The organism is Listeria farberi (assembly GCF_014229295.1).
Taxonomy (GTDB): Bacteria; Bacillota; Bacilli; order Lactobacillales; family Listeriaceae; genus Listeria; species Listeria farberi.
Map to the genome: position 1 here is coordinate 1,045,644 of NZ_JAARZL010000001.1, position 18,527 is coordinate 1,064,170.

Below are 18,527 nucleotides of genomic sequence, written 5' to 3' on the forward strand. Positions count from 1 at the left end.
GTTAGTAAAAAATAGGGCGGTGCAGTTTTTTGAAGGAGAAGAATTTAAAACGGTTATGGTCTTGGATTTGGGCGGCTGTTTTAGCAGTGTTATTAGCTGTTATAATCCGTTTTTATTTGTTCGTGCCTATTCTTGTGGATGGAATTTCGATGATGCCCACGCTTCATAGTGATGACCGTGTCATTATAAATCGGTTTGGTAAAGTAAATCGGTTTGATGTAATTGTTTTTCGTGAAACAGATGGAAAAGAGTACATTAAACGAGTGATTGGTTTACCTGGTGACACAGTGGAGTATAAAGCAGATCAACTTTACATTAATGGAAAAAAATATGATGAACCGTATTTAGATACTTACAAAGAAAAGCTGAAAGATGGCTACCTAACAGATGATTACAGTTCTAAAGATCAACTAGATGGGGGTAAAATTCCAAAAGATACTTATTTTGTTTTAGGTGATAATCGTAGGGCAAGCAAAGACAGCCGAATAATAGGTCCGATACCACTAAGTAAGGTGCTTGGAACAACACCTATTTGTTATTGGCCAATTGAAGATGCTAAACTAATAGATTAGGAGTATATGATGACAATTCAATGGTTTCCAGGTCATATGGCCAAAGCTCGTCGTGAGGTGACAGAAAAATTAAAACTAGTAGATGTGATTTTTGAATTAGTAGACGCACGTATCCCACTATCTTCATCCAATCCAATGCTAGAAGAAATTATTCACCAAAAAAGACGAGTGATTATTTTAAATAAAGCAGATACAGCTGACGAGAAAACGACCAAAGAATGGATTGATTATTTTGCTGAGAAAGGCTTACCAGCAGTAGCAGTCAATGCTCAAGAAGGAAAGGGTTTATTTAAAATCGAACAGGCAGCTGAAAAATTAATGGCTGAAAAGTTTGAACGTTTAAGAAGTAAAGGTATGAAACCAAGAGCTATTCGGGCGATGATACTCGGAATTCCGAATGTAGGAAAATCGACACTGATTAATCGTTTGGCAAAAAAAAATATTGCACGAACTGGGAATAAACCAGGAGTCACTAAAGCTCAACAATGGATTAAGGTGGGAAAAACACTAGAACTTTTAGATACACCAGGGATTCTATGGCCTAAGTTTGAAGACCAAGAAATTGGCTATAAATTAGCATTAACTGGTGCGATTAAAGATGATTTATTACAAATGGAAGAAATTGCTGGTTATGGCCTACGATTCTTAGAAAAACATTACCCTGATCGCCTTCAAAATTGGCTAAAAGTAGAGACAGTATCAGAAGATCCAATTGAAACACTAGCTTTTATTGCTGAAAAAAGAGGACTTTTAGATCGTTATAATGATCCTGATTATTCACGTGCAGCTGAGACCGTTGTTCGAGAAATCCGTCAACAAAAATTAGGAAGAATGTCTTTTGATTTCCCTAATTGGGAAGATGCTGCTGAATGAGCGAACCTATATCTATTATCCGAGAAAAACTCAGCCAAGTGACTTCAGAACAAGATCCTTTTTTTCAACTCTGCTTAAGAGATGAACGAAAAGGTGTAGAAAGACTCCTGCGCTCGACCCGGAAAAAATGGGAAAAAGAAGCAAAATTAGCTGCAAAATTAATAGAAATGAAACAATATGAGACGGAGCTCTTAAAACAAGGTTTCCAGCATATCGCTGGGGTAGACGAGGTAGGTCGTGGTCCGTTAGCTGGTCCAGTAGTCGCTGCAGCAGTCATTTTACCGGCAGATTTTTCTGTACTTGGTATTAATGATTCTAAACAATTAAATGAAGCGAAACGGGATGCGCTTTTTGATATAATTAAAAAAGAAGCTATCTCTATTGGAATCGGAATTATTGAGCATGATGTAATTGATCAAGTAAATATTTATGAAGCGACAAAATTAGCCATGCGTATGGCGTTAGAAGAATTGAATCCAGCACCTGATTTTACCTTAATTGATGCTATGCCGCTAAAATACTCTGAAGCGGAGTTATCACTTATAAAAGGTGATACGAAAAGTATTTCTATCGCTTGTGCTTCTATCATTGCCAAAGTTACAAGAGATAGAATGATGCAACAATATGATGAACTATATCCAGGGTATGATTTTGTAAACAATATGGGTTATGGGACGAAGAAACACTTGAAGGGCTTAGATACTATTGGGATTTGCCCGATTCATCGTTTAAGTTTTTCGCCTGTAAAAGAAGCAAAATCACATTTTGAAAGACTAAAATAGTTAAATACTTAAGTTGAAAGCGTATTTTCTCCCCAGAAAATACGCTTTTTGGGGCTTAAAAGTAAATTTTATCGATTTTACAAAAAAGACTTATCTTTGTACACTAGGGAATAACAATCACGGAGGTGCAGAAAATGAATTTTAAAAAACGAGACACTTGGTTAAAAATCGCTTCATGTAAATCTGTTTCTGCTAAAAAAAGGGCCGTAATCTGGCAAAAAATAACTAATTTTAATTGTTGGGAGATGTCAATAGAACAAGTTGCAACTAATTTTTTCACCCCAGACATAAAAGAGCAGGTGATTACTGAATTAGAGGAAGCAGTAATTTATTCATCAGAAGAAGTAACAATAGTTTGTATCCTTGATGATGCCTATCCTGAATTACTTAAAGAAATATATGAAGCGCCACCCCTATTGTTTTGTAAAGGAAATATAGATTTATTAAAAAAACAAGCCATTGCAATTGTCGGAACACGACGAATGAGTGAGTACGGTAAAAAAGCGTGCTCATTAATAGCTGGTGAACTTTCAAATCATAGTTTCACGATAGTTAGCGGACTGGCGCTTGGAATAGATGCAGAAGCTCATAAAGCGGCCTTATGCAAAAAGGGAGCTACTATTGCAGTACTTGGCTCTGGAGTGAATAGAATTTACCCACGTTTGAATGAATCGTTAGCAGAAGAAGTAACAGAAAAGGGTTTACTTATAAGTGAATATTTACCAAATGAAGAAGCTAGAAGATGGTATTTTCCTGAACGTAACCGTATTATTAGCGGGTTAGCGGTCGGTACAGTGATAATTGAAGCTGCTGAAAGAAGCGGCTCATTAATAACAGCAGATTTTGCTCTTGAACAAAATAGACAAGTTTTTGCGGTTCCTGGTAATATTTTTATAGATACTTGGAGAGGTACAAACCGTTTAATTCAAGAAGGTGCGAAGTTAATTTTAAATACAAACAATATAATAGAAGAATTTTTTCAAATTAAGCTATAAAAGTAGTGAAATTATTCTTTTTAAGTGATTTGGCTTGCAATTCCTGATTTTTTAAGATAAGTTTGCTAAAGAAAGCTGTTTTACACCACATAAAATGGTTTTTTTATTAAAAGTCATTGACAAACCCAGTAGGAAGGGCTAATATTTACTACTGAATTATGTGAAAAGTCAGCATGCAAACTTATTGAACGCGAGGCTAAGACTGTAATAGTATGATAGCAACTAGTTAAGCCCGTGTATTGACCCAAATCAGGGAGGAATATATAGATATGGCAGATTATTTAGTGATTGTAGAGTCACCTGCAAAAGCAAAAACAATTGAGAAGTATTTAGGAAAGAAATTTAAAGTTAAAGCTTCAATGGGCCATGTGAGGGATTTACCGAAGAGTCAGATGGGCGTAGATACAGAACATGACTACGAACCTCGTTACATTACGATTCGCGGAAAAGGCCCTGTTTTGAAAGACTTAAAACAAGCAGCCAAAAAAGCGAAAAAAGTCTATCTCGCAGCCGATCCAGATCGCGAAGGAGAAGCAATTGCGTGGCATTTGGCTAATAGTTTAGATTTAGACCAATCAGATAAATTACGTGTAGTTTTTAATGAAATTACAAAAGAAGCAGTAAAAGAATCATTTAAGTCACCACGAAAAATTGATATGGACCTTGTGAACGCCCAACAAGCGAGAAGAATTTTGGATCGTTTAGTTGGTTATAACATTAGTCCTATCTTATGGAAGAAAGTGAAAAAAGGTCTAAGTGCGGGACGCGTGCAATCTATTGCTCTACGAATTATTATTGACCGCGAAAAAGAAATTAATAATTTCAAACCGGAAGAATATTGGACAATTGACGGAAATTTCCTAAAAGGGAAGAAAAAATTCCAAGCTAATTTTTATGGTGTGAATGGTAAGAAGAAAAAACTATCCACTGCAGATGATGTTAAAGAAGTAATGTCGGCAATTAAAGGTAAAACATTTGATGTGACTGACGTAACTAAAAAAGAACGGCTTAGAAATCCCGCTGCACCTTTTACTACATCAAGTTTACAACAAGAAGCAGCGAGGAAATTAAATTATCGTACTAGAAAAACAATGATGCTTGCTCAACAGCTTTATGAAGGAATCACTCTTGGAAAACAAGGTACAGTTGGTTTAATTACCTACATGCGTACTGACTCTACTCGTATTGCAGATTCAGCTATTTTAGAAGCAAGTAATTATATTAAAGAAACATATGGGGCTGAATTTTCCCGTAATCATAAACGATCTGATAAAAATGCTAAAGGCGCACAAGATGCTCACGAAGCGATTCGTCCAACGAGCGCTATGAGAAACCCGCAAGAAGTAAAAGAATATCTAACGAGAGACCAACTTCGATTATATCGCTTAATTTGGGAACGTTTTATTGCTAGCCAAATGACACCAGCTGTACTAGATACAATGCGAGTTGATTTGGATAATAATGGTGTTAACTTTAGAGCAAACGGATCTAAAATCAAATTCCATGGTTTTATGAAAGTCTATGTTGAAAGTAACGATGATAATACGGAAGAAAAAGAAAATATTTTACCGGATTTGAAAAAAGGCGACAAGGTGCAGTCCGAATCACTCGAACAGCGTCAACATTTCACGCAGCCACCTCCACGTTACACAGAAGCAAGATTAGTAAAAACACTTGAAGAAATTGGTATTGGGCGTCCATCGACGTATTCACCGACATTAGATACAATCCAGCGTAGAAATTATGTTTCGCTAACAAATAAACGTTTTGTTCCAACTGAACTTGGTGAAATAGTCAATGAAATGATTGAGGAATATTTCCCAGAAATTTTAGATGTGAAGTTCACCGCTAATATGGAAAGTGAATTAGATGAAGTAGAGCATGGTGAAGTTGAATGGGTTAAAGTGATTGATGAGTTTTATAAACAATTTGAACCAAATGTTATTAAAGCTGATGCTGAAATGGAAAAAATTGAAATTAAAGATGAACCAGCGGGTATCGATTGTGACTTATGCGGGGCACCAATGGTATACAAAATGGGGAAATATGGAAAGTTTCTTGCGTGCAGCAGATTTCCTGATTGCCGAAATACAAAAGCAATTGTTAAAGAAATCGGCGTTACTTGTCCAAAATGTGAAAAAGGACATGTAATAGAAAGAAAAAGCAAGAAAAAGCGTATTTTCTATGGTTGTGATCGTTATCCAGATTGCGATTATGTTTCTTGGGATAAACCAGTTGAAAGAGCTTGCCCAAAATGTAATAAGCGTGCATTAGTAGAGAAAAAATTGAAAAAAGGCGTACAAGTACAATGTACAAATTGTGATTATAAAGAATCCACACAACAATAAATGGAAAAATGGCAGCACTCGGATAGTTCCTGTGTTGCCATTGTTGCGCGAGGAGGCGGACAAATGGAAAAAAGTGTTAATGTAATTGGAGCAGGATTAGCTGGTAGTGAGGCAACTTGGCAACTTGTTAAGCGAGGTGTAAGAGTAGATTTATATGAAATGAGGCCTGTTAAGCAAACGCCGGCACACCATACAGATAAATTTGCTGAGCTAGTATGTACCAATTCACTGCGAGCTAATGGCTTAACTAATGCGGTGGGCGTAATTAAAGAAGAAATGCGGATACTTGATTCAATTATTATTGAATCAGCTGACAAAGCTTCTGTGCCAGCTGGAGGAGCACTTGCAGTTGATCGCCATGAATTTTCTGGCTATATCACGGACAAAGTAAAAAATCATCCACTCGTTACTATTCATACAGAAGAAGTCACATCTATTCCAGAAGGGCCAACCATCATTGCAACAGGTCCGCTTACTAGCCCAGCTCTAGCAGAAGAAATTAAACGCTTAACTGGTGAAGAGTACCTTTATTTTTATGATGCAGCAGCGCCTATTATTGAAAAAGATAGTATTGACATGGATAAAGTATATTTAAAATCAAGATATGATAAAGGAGAAGCTGCCTACTTAAACTGCCCAATGTCAGAAGAAGAATTCAACACTTTTTATGAAGCACTAGTAACTGCGGAAACTGCCGCATTAAAAGAATTTGAAAAAGAAGTTTTCTTTGAAGGATGCATGCCGATAGAAGTAATGGCAAAACGTGGAATTAAAACAATGCTTTTTGGTCCACTTAAACCAGTTGGATTAGAAAATCCAAAAACTGGCAAAAGACCATATGCAGTATTGCAATTAAGACAAGATGATGCAGCAGGGACACTTTATAACATGGTAGGATTCCAAACACATCTTAAATGGGGCGAACAAAAACGCGTATTTGGCTTAATTCCAGGACTAGAAAATGCGGAAATCGTTCGTTATGGAGTAATGCACCGAAATACATTTATTAACTCCCCAACAGTACTTAATCCTACCTATCAATTGAAAACCAGAAATGACTTATTTTTCGCTGGTCAAATGACTGGTGTGGAAGGTTACGTGGAGTCAGCAGCTAGTGGACTTGCAGCAGGAATCAATGCAGCTAATTTTGTACAGAACAAAGAGCTGATTGTTTTCCCTCCTGAGTCCGCGATTGGAAGTTTAGCTAACTATATTACGAGTGCTAGTAAAAAATCTTTCCAACCAATGAATGTAAATTTCGGTCTCTTTCCGGAGTTACCTGCTAAGATTCGAGCTAAGCAAGAACGTAATGAAAAATTGGCTGGAAGAGCATTAGATGCAATAAAAAAGGTTGCAGAACAACTTTAAAAACACTATAATAATTTAGGACTATTCTTTACTGTTCTTTTCATCACGATTATCGTTTTTATATTTTTAAAAGAATCGATAGTGATGGAAAGGCAGTTTTTCTATCTATTAAATGGTTAGGAAAATCGTGGTAATAAATGTTGACTATTTCACATAAAAGTTGATTTTAGATTGAATTGATTATAAATCCTGATTAATTCAAAAAGTTGCGAAAAATGTATAAAATTATTGCAACGTGCATAGTCTTATGTTAACATGAAAGTGTTTGAGAGGTGTATTCGCATGACGCAAGAGGGGCAGTTAGAGAAGCGATTTCTTGACTATCTTCACTCAGAACGGAATTATTCGGAACATACAAGTACGGCTTATGAAAATGATTTAAATGATTTTCGTCACTTCTTAAATGAACAAGCTATTACAGAGTATCAACAAGTTACATTTTTAGACGTTCGGATTTATTTAACTGAATTAAAGCAAAAATCTTTTTCTAGAACAACAGTAGCTCGAAAGATTTCAAGTTTACGGAGTTTTTACACTTTTCTTTTAAGGGAGAATGTTATTACTGAAAATCCGTTTACCTACGTTTCACATGCGAAAAATCAGCTAAGGCTTCCCAAATTTTTCTATTCAGAAGAAATGGAAGCTTTGTTTCAAGTGGTTTATGAAGATAATGAAACGCTTACAATGAGAGATCGAGTGCTTTTAGAAGTGCTGTATGGCACAGGGATTCGTGTGAGTGAATGTGCAGGTATAATGCTTTCTGATTTAGATACATCTTATCAGGCAATTCTTATTCGTGGAAAAGGAAATAAAGAGCGTTATGTGCCGTTTGGTGCCTATGCAGAGGACGCGATAACTGATTATTTAAGAGGACGAACAGAATTAATGATTCATTTCAAAAAAACGCATGATTCTTTACTTATTAATCATCATGGTGATCCACTTACGACAAGAGGGATTAGGTATTGTTTAACGAAAATAATTAGTAAGGCTTCGTTGACTCGGAAAATCCATCCGCATATGTTACGCCATACATTTGCAACAGACTTACTTAATAATGGCGCAGATATGAGAACGGTGCAGGAGTTGCTTGGTCATGCTAGTTTATCATCCACCCAGATATATACACACGTGACAAAGGAACATTTAAAAGCTACTTATATGAAACATCATCCGCGAGCTTAAATTTGGAGGAGGTTAAAGAAAATGGAATTACATGCTACTACAATTTTTGCTGTGCAGCACGATGGTAAAGCTGCGATGGCTGGGGACGGTCAAGTTACGCTCGGGGAATCGGTAGTAATGAAACATACTGCCAAAAAAGTTCGCCGTCTTTTTCATGATAAGGTAATAGCTGGTTTTGCTGGATCCGTTGCAGATGCCTTTACTTTATTTGAAAAATTCGAAGCAAAATTAAATGAATATAATGGAAATTTAGAAAGAGCTGCTGTTGAACTTGCTCAACAATGGCGAAGTGATAGTGTTCTACGTAAATTAGAAGCAATGTTAATCGTAATGGATAAAGATACATTATTGTTAGTTTCTGGAACAGGAGAAGTTATTGAACCTGATGATGGTATTTTAGCAATCGGTTCTGGTGGAAACTATGCTCTAGCAGCTGGACGTGCACTTAAAAGACATAATGGCGGTCAAATGGAAGCAAAAGACATAGCTCGTCATGCGCTAGAAATTGCTTCTGAAATTTGTGTATTTACGAATGACCATATTACAGTAGAAGAGCTTTGAAGGAGTGGTTAATTTGACAAATTTAACGTTAATGAACCAGTTGACACCAAAGCAAATTGTCGAAAAACTGGATCAATATATTGTAGGACAAACTGGAGCAAAAAAATCAGTCGCTGTAGCACTAAGAAATCGCTATCGTAGACAACTAATGGATGAATCTATTCGAGATGAAATTATTCCGAAAAATATTCTAATGATTGGACCAACTGGAGTAGGTAAAACGGAAATAGCACGCCGAATTGCAAAAATTGTTCGTGCTCCTTTTTCCAAAGTAGAGGCTACTAAATTTACTGAAGTTGGCTATGTTGGTCGCGACGTGGAATCTATGGTACGTGATTTAGTGGAAGTTTCTGTTCGTTTAGTAAAAGAAGAAAAAATGCAATTAGTACGTGTGAAAGCAGAAAAAAACGCAGAAAAACGTTTAATCAAACTTTTAGCACCGAGCCAAAAGAAAAAACAAACCACATCGCAAAATCCATTAGAAGCTCTTTTTGGCGGTATGAATCAATCAGATGAATCTGCTGAGGAAGAAGTAGATCAAGAACTAAAGAATAAAAGAAGCCAAATCGAATGGCGCCTTCAAAATGGTGAGCTTGATGATGAAATAGTAACAGTTGAAGTAAAAGAGCAACAAAACCCAATGCTCGATATGATGCGCGGCGCTGGAATGGATCAAATGAATGGCATGCAAGATGCGCTTTCTGGCATGTTTCCAGCAAAAAAGAAAAAACGCAAAGTAACAGTGCGTGAAGCAAAGAAAATTCTTTTTGAGGATGAAGCATCTAAATTGATTGACTCAGATGAACTTGCAGCAGAAGGGATTCATCGTGCAGAGCAAATGGGTATGATTTTCATTGATGAAATCGATAAAATCGCCAGTAAAGAAGGCGGTGGAAATGCGCAAGTTTCTCGAGAAGGCGTTCAAAGAGACATTCTTCCAATCGTTGAGGGGTCGCAAATTTCTACCAAATATGGTACAGTCAACACGGAGTACATTTTATTTATTGCCGCTGGAGCTTTTCATATGTCTAAACCAAGCGATTTGATTCCAGAGCTTCAAGGTCGTTTCCCAATTAGAATTGAACTGGATAAACTAACCCAAGATGATTTTTATAAAATTTTAACAGAACCAGACAATGCGCTAATTAAACAATACAAAGCTTTACTTAAAACAGAAGGAATTGACTTGATTTTTACAAAAGAAGCTGTAGAAAGAATCGCTGAGATTGCATTCCAAGTTAATCAAGATTCAGATAATATTGGAGCAAGAAGACTTCATACCATTTTAGAAAAATTACTAGAGGATTTACTTTTTGAAGCACCTGAAATTAATATGGAGTCTATCAAAGTAACAGAAAACTATGTTAATGAAAAACTTGCACCAATAATGACGAATAAAGACTTAACACAATTTATTTTATAAAATACTAGGAGGATCTAATAATGACTTTATTAGAAAAAACAAGAAAAATTAATGCTATGTTACAAAACGCTGCAGGAAAAACAGTAAACTTCAAAGAAATGGCTGACACATTAACAGACGTGATTGAAGCAAATACGTATATCGTAAGCCGTAAAGGTAAATTACTTGGTTATTCTGAAGCTTTACCAATTGAAAATGACCGGATGAAACAAATGCTTACAGAACGTCAATTCCCGGAAGAGTATACACAAAGTTTATTTAATGTAGGTGAAACTTCTTCTAACTTAGAAGTATCAAGCCAATATACTGCTTTTCCAATCGAAAATAGCGATTTATTTACTAAAGGTTTAACAACTATTGTTCCTATCGTCGGTGGTGGTGAACGTCTTGGAACTCTTATCTTATCTCGTTTAGAAAGTAATTTCACAGACGATGATTTGCTATTAGCTGAATACGGTGGAACAGTTGTTGGGATGGAAATTTTGCATGAAAAAGCAGAAGAAATTGAAGAAGAAGCTCGTAGCCGTGCCGTTGTGCAAATGGCAATCAGCTCTCTTTCCTACAGTGAATTAGAAGCTATTGAGCATATTTTCGATGAGTTAAACGGTAAAGAAGGTCTTCTTGTTGCCTCTAAAATAGCGGACCGTGTCGGCATTACACGTTCTGTAATCGTAAATGCACTTCGTAAATTAGAAAGTGCAGGCGTTATTGATTCTCGCTCACTAGGAATGAAAGGTACATTTATCCGTGTACTAAATGATAAATTCCTTGTAGAACTCGAAAAATTGAAAAATAACTAAAAAACCAGAAAAGCTTTCTCTGAGAATATTCAGGGAGAGCTTTTTTTTGCTTGCTTTGGTAAAATAAGAAGGAAGAAGTAGTTGGGACTGGAGGAATTTGGAATGGAAATTGCTGAAACAATCATCGAGGTGCGCTACGCTGAAACGGATCAGATGGGCGTTGTTTATCATAATAATTATCTTGTATGGATGGAAATTGGCCGAACAAGATTAATTGAACAATTAGGTTTTCGTTATTTTGATATGGAAGAAGCGGGGTACCTTTCTCCGGTGTTAGATGTGCATATTCATTACGGAAAACCACTACGCTACGGACAGAAAGCAGTTGTAAAAACATGGATAAAAGGGTATGATGGACTTCGTGTTACTTATGGTTATGAAATTTGCTATGAAGAAACAAATGAAGTTGCAATAACTGGAGAAACAGAGCATGTTTGTGTAACCAAAGAAGATTTTCGACCTGTTTCGATAAGAAGAACATTTCCGAATTGGCATGAAGCCTATCTAAAAGCTTTAGAATAAATAAGACTGGTAGTGATAAAAAATGGCTTTTGGTGTAAAACGCGATGAAATGGAATTATGGAAAGAAAAAGCAGCTCGTGGCGAGATTGCGATTATTACGCATTACTGGCTAGACGATCGTTTTCCTGATTCAAAAACAGTAACCAAAGTTGCTTGTGTCGATTTGAAAAAACTGCAAGAATGGGGAAAACAATACGGTTTAGCACCAGATTGGATTGATAACCGTCGAAAAAACTTTCCGCATTATGATTTGTTTGGCGAAATGCAACTCGTTGTATTAAAAAAAGAGAAAGCCTTTGAACAAATCGAGCGGTTTCATTTGGAGGAGAAATAAAAATGATTAAACTAGAAAATGAATTACTAATTGTAGAAATGAAAGAAGCTGGTGCTGAATTAACGCGAATTTTCCACAAGGATACTAAGCTAGAGTATTTATGGAATGCAGATAGTGCTTTTTGGGGGCGTCATTCTCCAGTTTTATTTCCGACGGTAGGTAGACTTGTTGAGGATACTTATTTTGTAGATGGTAACCCGTATCACTTAGGCCAACATGGCTTTGCGCGTGATCGTGATTTTAAAGTAATAGAGCACACAGAAAACTCTGTACGCTTTGAACTGGATGCAGATGAAGATTCATTAGCGATTTATCCGTATAAATTTAAATTATCGATTATTTACACGATAGAAAAAGATTCAGTTGCTGTGTCTTATGAAGTGGAAAATACGGATAATAAGCGCATCTATTTCTCGATCGGCGCGCATCCAGCCTTTAACTTGCCGCTTGTGGACGGAACTACATTTGAAGATTATTATTTAGATTTTGGAACAGAAGAGAACCTCGAAACACTTTGTTTAGAAGGTCCTTATCGTAGTGGTGAAATTGAAAAAATTGTCAGTGAACCGGCAAGATATTTGCCACTAAGCTATGATTTATTTAAAAAAGATGCACTAATTTTTGAAGCATTAAAGCAAAAAGAAATTACGATTAAATCAGACAAGACTCCACATTTTGTAAAAGTGTCATTTCCAGAGTTCCCATTTGTTGGGGTTTGGACAGCAAAAGCAGGAACGCCTTTCTTATGTATCGAACCTTGGTACGGAATTGCAGATGGTGTTGGAACATCCGTTGAGCTTCGAGATAAAGCAGGTATTGAACATCTGGAACCAGAAGCAGTTTTTGCTTCTGAATATAGAGTTACTATTGGATAAAACGAAAACCCAGCAGAATTTTTTAACTCTGCTGGGTTTTTATTACATCCATTTTATTTTTGGTTCCTCGCCGTTTCGAATGCGGGTTATATTTGCTCGGTGACGCCAAATAACAAAGAGAGCGATACAAGCAACAAGAACAATTAAAATCCAGTCTCCCATGAATAAAGAAATAATTAATGCTGCAAGTGCTCCAATCATGGAACTAAGGGAGACATATTTGCTGATTTTTAATGTCAATAAGAAAACGATAAGTGCAGCTACAAATAATAGCGGAGCATAAGCAAGAATAACTCCCGCAGAAGTAGCAACCGCTTTTCCACCTCTAAATCCTGCAAAAAGCGGGAAACTATGCCCAATAATCGCAAATGCTCCTGTAAGTAACCAGAAGTGATGATTCACATTTAGTTGGAAAAAGAATGGAAGTAATGTCGCGATAGTACCCTTTAAAATATCCATCACTGTAACAATACTGCCCGCTTTTATCCCTAAAACACGGAAGGAATTTGTAGCTCCTAAGTTACCACTACCAAAATCACGTATATCTTTTTTGTAAAAAATTTTGCCAATCCATAAACCGGATGGTATCGAACCAATCACATAGGCTAATAAAGAAAGCAGAATTAAATTAATTGTCATTTTTAAACCCCTCAAGAAGAAATGATGTTTTCCATAAAGAATTATAGCACAAAATGAAGCAAATTGGCTAAATAGTTAGGACAAATCCCGATGAAAAGTTGAAAAAACCGCAAAAATAGCTTATGATTAGAAAGAATAGTAGGGGGCGATTAGACTAATGCAAAATCCAACAAAAGAAGAAATCCAACATATCTTAAAGAAGGCAAAAGTTATCGCAGTCGTTGGTTTGAGTGATAAACCAGATCGCACAAGTTACCGAGTGAGTCAAATAATGCAGCAAGCTGGGTACAAAATTATACCAGTGAACCCTAATGCAGACGAAATTCTTGGCGAAAAAACCGTCAAGCATTTAACGGATATCGAGGAACATGTGGATATTGTTAATGTCTTTCGTCGCTCAGAGTTTTTACCTGAAATAGCTGAAGCTTTTGACCAAATAGATGCAGATGTATTTTGGGCGCAGCTCGGTATAGCTAATCAGGAAGCATTTGATTTTTTGACAGAAAAAGGATATCCTACTGTCATGGATTATTGCATTAAGGTTGCTTATCAAGAAATGGATTAACTTAAACACCATTTTTGAAGGAAGCAGGTTCTTATAGCAGAGCCTGTTTTTTTATGAAAAGGAATTTGTCACTAAACTATCACTTTATTAATCAGCTGGTTAATGCTATTCTGATAAGGTGGTTTTAAGCGAATAACAACGTGAATGTTGTAGATTGACGGAATGAAGGGAGTTTTGAAATATGAATCGGAATGAGTATAATGATGATTCTATTCAGGTGCTTGAAGGACTGGAAGCGGTCCGGAAACGCCCAGCGATGTATATCGGGTCAACAGATGTACGCGGGCTGCACCATTTAGTATATGAAATAGTGGACAACTCGGTCGATGAGACCCTTGCAGGTTTTGGTAAGAAAATTGTTGTGACACTTCATGAGGATAGCAGTGTTAGTGTTAGCGATGAAGGTCGTGGGATGCCTGTTGGAATGCACAAAACTGGTAAATCTACGGTAGAAGTTATTTTAACAGTTCTTCACGCCGGCGGTAAGTTTGGTCAAGAAGGTGGGTATAAAACAAGTGGTGGACTTCACGGCGTTGGTTCATCCGTTGTAAATGCACTCTCAGAATGGTTGGTAGTTACAATTAACCGTGACGGTGCAACCTATCAACAGAAATTCAAAGACGGCGGAAAGCCAGATGGGACACTTAAAAAAATCGGAAAATCAAAAGCCACTGGGACAACTATTCGTTTTAAACCAGATCCAACGATTTTTCCCACTACTTCATTTAATTATGAAACATTATCTGAACGCTTAAGAGAATCTGCATTTCTTTTAAAAGGAATGTTAATTGAATTAATTGATGAACGTGTAGGTATGGCAGAATCTTTCCACTTTGAAGAAGGTGTAAAGAACTTTGTTGAATACATTAATGAAGGCAAAGATGTACTTCATCCAGTAGCTAGCTTTGAAGGAGAAAATGCGACTATTGAAGTAGAAATGGCATTCCAATTCAATGATGGTTACTCTGAGAATATCTTGAGTTTTGTTAATAACGTTCGGACTCGGGGGGCAGGTTCCCATGAATCAGGGATGAAAGCCGCAATGACTCGGATTTTCAACGATTATGCTCGCCGGGTAAATCTTTTGAAAGAAAAAGATAAAAACCTTGAAGGTAGCGATATTCGTGAAGGGTTATCGGCTGTACTTTCTATCCGGGTTCCAGAAAAAATCCTTCAATTCGAAGGTCAAACGAAAGAAAAATTAGGGACACAGGAAGCTCGTCAGGCAGTAGATGCTGTAGTGGCGGAACATTTAGCTTACTTCCTTGCTGAAAATCCAGAAACAAGCTCCCTTCTTGTTAAAAAGGCTGTTAAAGCCCGAGAAGCAAGAGAAGCTGCCAGAAAAGCACGCGAAGAAACACGTAATGGCAAGAAAAAGAAACGTTCTGAAACACTGCTTTCTGGAAAATTAACGCCAGCACAATCACGAAATCCTAATAAAAATGAACTTTATTTAGTCGAAGGAGACTCGGCGGGAGGATCTGCCAAACAAGGCCGTGATCGTCGTTTCCAAGCAATTTTGCCACTTCGAGGAAAAGTAATCAATACAGAAAAAGCAAAACTACAAGACATCTTAAAAAATGAAGAAATTAGCACAATTATCCATACAGTTGGTGCGGGTGTTGGTACGGAGTTTGATGTAGAGGATTGTAACTATGACAAAGTAGTTATCATGACCGATGCCGATACAGATGGTGCGCATATTCAAGTATTGCTACTAACCTTTTTCTATCGTTACATGCGTCCACTTGTTGAAGCTGGTAAAGTTTTTATTGCCTTACCACCACTTTACAAAGTAAGTCGCGGTTCTGGTAAAAAAGAAGTAATCGAGTATGCTTGGACAGATGAAGAATTAGACTCTGCCATCCAAAAAATTGGTAAAGGCTACATGATTCAACGATACAAAGGTCTTGGTGAGATGAATGCTGACCAACTTTGGGAAACAACGATGAATCCTGATACGCGTACGTTAATTCGTGTACGAGTAGATGATTCTGCACGTGCTGAACGCCGCGTGGCAACACTGATGGGTGACAAAGTAGAACCAAGACGTCAATGGATTGAAAAGCATGTCGAGTTTTCTATGGAAGATAGCCAAAATATTTTAGAAAATGAAAACATGATGGTTGAGGAGGCGAAAGACATTTGAGTAATCCAGAACAACATATCCAAGACTTAGCGCTAGAAGAAGTTATGGGCGACCGTTTTGGTAGATATAGTAAATATATTATTCAAGAACGTGCGCTTCCAGATGTTCGTGACGGACTGAAACCAGTACAACGTCGTATTTTATTCGCAATGAATGTCGAAGGGAATACTGCTGAGAAAGGTTTCCGTAAATCTGCCAAAACAGTCGGAAACGTTATCGGTAACTACCATCCACATGGTGACTCTTCGGTTTACGAAGCAATGGTACGGATGAGTCAAGATTGGAAAGTACGTAACATGCTGATTGAAATGCATGGTAATAACGGTAGTGTCGACGGGGATCCGCCTGCAGCAATGCGTTATACAGAAGCGCGACTTTCTCCAATATCAGCAGAACTTTTACGCGATATTGAAAAAGAAACAGTCGATTTCATTCCTAACTTTGATGATACGTCTAGTGAGCCGACAGTTTTACCAGCACGTTTTCCTAACCTTTTAGTGAATGGTTCGACGGGTATTTCCGCTGGTTATGCAACAGATATTCCACCGCATAATTTAACAGAAATCATCGAAGCTGTTATTAAACGATTAGATAATCCACTTTGCACAACGGATGATATTATGAAAATTGTCAAAGGCCCAGATTTCCCTACAGGTGGGATTATTCAAGGGATTGATGGTATTCGAAAAGCTTATCAAACCGGAAAAGGACGCGTTGTCGTTCGTTCTAAAACAGAAATTGAAGATATTCGTGGCGGTAGAAAACAAATTACGATTCATGAAATTCCATATGAAGTAAATAAAGCTAATTTAGTTAAACGCATGGATGAACTGCGTATTGAGAAGAAAATTGAAGGGATTTCAGAAGTACGTGATGAAACTGACCGTACAGGACTTCGTATTGCTGTTGAACTTAAAAAAGACGCCAATGCTGAAGGTGTTCTGAACTACCTGTTTAAAAATACGGATTTACAAGTAAGCTATAATTTTAACATGGTTGCTATTAATAAAAAACGTCCGGAGCTAATGGGGATTATCCCAATGCTTGACGCTTATATTGAGCATCAAAAAGAGATTATTACAAAACGCTCTGAGTACGATATTCGTAAAGCACGTGCTCGCCAACATATTTTAGAAGGTTTAATCAAGGCATTATCTATTTTAGATGAAGTCATCAAATTAATTCGCGGTTCAAAAGACAAACGTGATGCGAAATTAAATCTCCAAACAAAATATGATTTTAGCGAAAAACAAGCTGAAGCGATTGTATCTTTACAACTATATCGTTTAACAAATACAGATATACACGAACTTCAAAGTGAGGCAAAATCTCTTGCTGAACAAATTAGTGTGCTAGAAAAAATTCTGGGTGATGAAGCTGAATTAATCGCAGTTTTAAAAGAAGAGCTAGTAGAAATTAAGAAAAAATATAAAACTGCCCGCCGTACAGAAGTGCAAGCTGAAATTACAGAAATCAAAATTGACACGGAAGTTCTTGTTGCAAATGAAGATGTGATTGTTTCTGTGACGAAAGAAGGCTATGTGAAACGTACGAGCCAACGTTCTTATGCAGCATCAAATGGTGCGGAACTAGCCATGAAAGAAGCAGACCATGCCATCTTTATCCAAAAAATGAATTCACTTGATTCGCTTCTGTTATTCACAAGCAAAGGGAATTTCATTTATCGACCAGTGCATGAACTTCCTGATATCCGTTGGAAAAACCTCGGTGATCACGTGAGTCACTTGGCCAGCGATTTATCAGCAGGAGAAGAAATCCGTTCTGCTATCGCAATCCAAGCCTTTTCAGAAGAAAAACGCTTTTTATTCGTTACTAAAAATGGCATGATCAAGCAGTCGGCTATTACGAATTATAAACCACAGCGCTATTCTAAATCGATGATGGCGATTAAACTAAAAGATGATGATGAGCTACTAAGTGTTTATCTAATTGATGGCACAGAAGATATTTTCTTAGCAACCAAAAATGGTTATGGTCTTCGCTATTCGATTACTGAAATTCCAGAATCTGGTGCAAGAACAGCTGGTGTAAAAGCGATTAACTTAAAACAAGAAGATATAGTTGTGGGTGGTGTAGTACTTATGCCGAACGAACAAAAACATATCCTTCTTGCCACACAGCGAGGCTCACTTAAACAAATGAAAGCCAGTGAATTCGAACCAATCTCAAGAGCAAAACGCGGCTTATTAATGTTACGCGAACTGAAAAGTAATCCGCATCGTTTCATTGGTTTAACGCTTGCTGATAATAACGATCATCTATTTATCGAAACAAATACAGACCAAATTGTCGAAATCGACGTTGCTAATCTACGAGTGACGGATCGCTATTCTAACGGATCCTTTGTATTAGATGAAACAATGGAAGGTGAGCCAACTTCTATATGGTTGGATATTCCAGAAATAAAAGATACAACAGATGTTAAAGATGAATAAAAAAAGAATTCTTGCATAGAAAATATGCAAGAATTCTTTTTTTTTGCTATAATGACTAAGAATAAAAGGAGGGTATATTG

17 protein-coding genes are annotated in these 18,527 nt (G+C 37.0%); 16 read left to right on the plus strand and 1 reads right to left on the minus strand.

Features of this window, described 5'->3' with window-relative positions; all coding sequences use genetic code 11:
* The first annotated feature begins 29 nt into the window (after positions 1-29).
* The 13 genes from sipZ (at position 30) to HCB38_RS05320 (ending at position 12,638) form a co-directional block, all read left to right on the plus strand.
* Positions 30-572, plus strand: coding sequence for a type I signal peptidase SipZ (gene sipZ / locus HCB38_RS05260; protein WP_185318624.1), 543 nt, complete (start codon positions 30-32; stop codon positions 570-572).
* Positions 573-581: 9 nt separating this feature from the next.
* Complete coding sequence (gene ylqF / locus HCB38_RS05265) at positions 582-1,445, plus strand: ribosome biogenesis GTPase YlqF (RefSeq protein WP_185318625.1); 864 nt, start codon at positions 582-584, stop codon at positions 1,443-1,445.
* Positions 1,442-2,227, plus strand: a complete 786-nt coding sequence (gene rnhB, locus HCB38_RS05270) for a ribonuclease HII (protein WP_185637773.1) — start codon at positions 1,442-1,444, stop codon at positions 2,225-2,227. The genes ylqF and rnhB overlap by 4 nt, the downstream gene beginning before the upstream one ends.
* A 134-nt stretch (positions 2,228-2,361) precedes the next feature.
* Complete coding sequence (gene dprA / locus HCB38_RS05275; protein WP_185637775.1) at positions 2,362-3,222, plus strand: DNA-processing protein DprA; 861 nt, start codon at positions 2,362-2,364, stop codon at positions 3,220-3,222.
* Positions 3,223-3,491: 269 nt separating this feature from the next.
* Entirely contained in the window at positions 3,492-5,570 is a 2,079-nt protein-coding gene (gene topA / locus HCB38_RS05280; protein WP_185318628.1) for a type I DNA topoisomerase, read from the plus strand.
* A gap of 63 nt (positions 5,571-5,633) precedes the next feature.
* Entirely contained in the window at positions 5,634-6,938 is a 1,305-nt protein-coding gene (gene trmFO / locus HCB38_RS05285; RefSeq protein ID WP_185637778.1) for an FADH(2)-oxidizing methylenetetrahydrofolate--tRNA-(uracil(54)-C(5))-methyltransferase TrmFO, read from the plus strand.
* A 282-nt stretch (positions 6,939-7,220) separates the two neighbouring features.
* Positions 7,221-8,123 carry a tyrosine recombinase XerC gene (xerC, locus tag HCB38_RS05290; RefSeq protein ID WP_185607722.1) on the plus strand — a complete coding sequence of 301 codons (903 nt, stop codon included), beginning with the start codon at positions 7,221-7,223 and terminating at the stop codon, positions 8,121-8,123.
* A 21-nt stretch (positions 8,124-8,144) separates the two neighbouring features.
* Positions 8,145-8,684 (plus strand): ATP-dependent protease subunit HslV, encoded by a 540-nt coding sequence (gene hslV, locus HCB38_RS05295; RefSeq protein WP_003761964.1) that lies wholly within the window; start codon positions 8,145-8,147, stop codon positions 8,682-8,684.
* A 13-nt stretch (positions 8,685-8,697) separates the two neighbouring features.
* Positions 8,698-10,107, plus strand: coding sequence for an ATP-dependent protease ATPase subunit HslU (hslU, locus tag HCB38_RS05300; protein WP_185607723.1), 1,410 nt, complete (start codon positions 8,698-8,700; stop codon positions 10,105-10,107).
* Positions 10,108-10,127: 20 nt separating this feature from the next.
* Positions 10,128-10,907 carry a GTP-sensing pleiotropic transcriptional regulator CodY gene (gene codY / locus HCB38_RS05305; protein WP_003747412.1) on the plus strand — a complete coding sequence of 260 codons (780 nt, stop codon included), beginning with the start codon at positions 10,128-10,130 and terminating at the stop codon, positions 10,905-10,907.
* A 102-nt stretch (positions 10,908-11,009) separates the two neighbouring features.
* A complete protein-coding gene (locus HCB38_RS05310; RefSeq protein ID WP_185607724.1) occupies positions 11,010-11,429 on the plus strand; it encodes an acyl-CoA thioesterase in 420 nt (139 codons plus the stop codon).
* 22 nt (positions 11,430-11,451) lie between these two features.
* Positions 11,452-11,763, plus strand: a complete 312-nt coding sequence (locus tag HCB38_RS05315) for a hypothetical protein (RefSeq protein ID WP_003761975.1) — start codon at positions 11,452-11,454, stop codon at positions 11,761-11,763.
* Positions 11,764-11,765: 2 nt separating this feature from the next.
* Positions 11,766-12,638, plus strand: a complete 873-nt coding sequence (locus HCB38_RS05320; protein WP_185607725.1) for an aldose 1-epimerase family protein — start codon at positions 11,766-11,768, stop codon at positions 12,636-12,638.
* A 42-nt stretch (positions 12,639-12,680) separates the two neighbouring features.
* Here the strand turns inward: HCB38_RS05320 and plsY are convergent, their stop codons facing one another.
* The gene (plsY, locus tag HCB38_RS05325; protein WP_185318634.1) at positions 12,681-13,277 is read right to left on the minus strand and encodes a glycerol-3-phosphate 1-O-acyltransferase PlsY; all 597 of its coding nucleotides are present in this window, start codon (positions 13,275-13,277) and stop codon (positions 12,681-12,683) included.
* Positions 13,278-13,434: 157 nt separating this feature from the next.
* Between plsY and HCB38_RS05330 the strand changes: the two genes are divergently transcribed.
* From HCB38_RS05330 to parC, 3 genes are all read left to right on the plus strand, one after another.
* Positions 13,435-13,842 (plus strand): CoA-binding protein, encoded by a 408-nt coding sequence (locus tag HCB38_RS05330; RefSeq protein WP_003732802.1) that lies wholly within the window; start codon positions 13,435-13,437, stop codon positions 13,840-13,842.
* A 181-nt stretch (positions 13,843-14,023) separates the two neighbouring features.
* The gene (gene parE / locus HCB38_RS05335; RefSeq protein ID WP_185318635.1) at positions 14,024-15,991 is read left to right on the plus strand and encodes a DNA topoisomerase IV subunit B; all 1,968 of its coding nucleotides are present in this window, start codon (positions 14,024-14,026) and stop codon (positions 15,989-15,991) included.
* Positions 15,988-18,447 carry a DNA topoisomerase IV subunit A gene (gene parC, locus HCB38_RS05340; RefSeq protein ID WP_185318636.1) on the plus strand — a complete coding sequence of 820 codons (2,460 nt, stop codon included), beginning with the start codon at positions 15,988-15,990 and terminating at the stop codon, positions 18,445-18,447. Before parE ends, parC begins: the two co-directional genes overlap by 4 nt.
* The last annotated feature ends 80 nt before the right edge of the window (positions 18,448-18,527 follow it).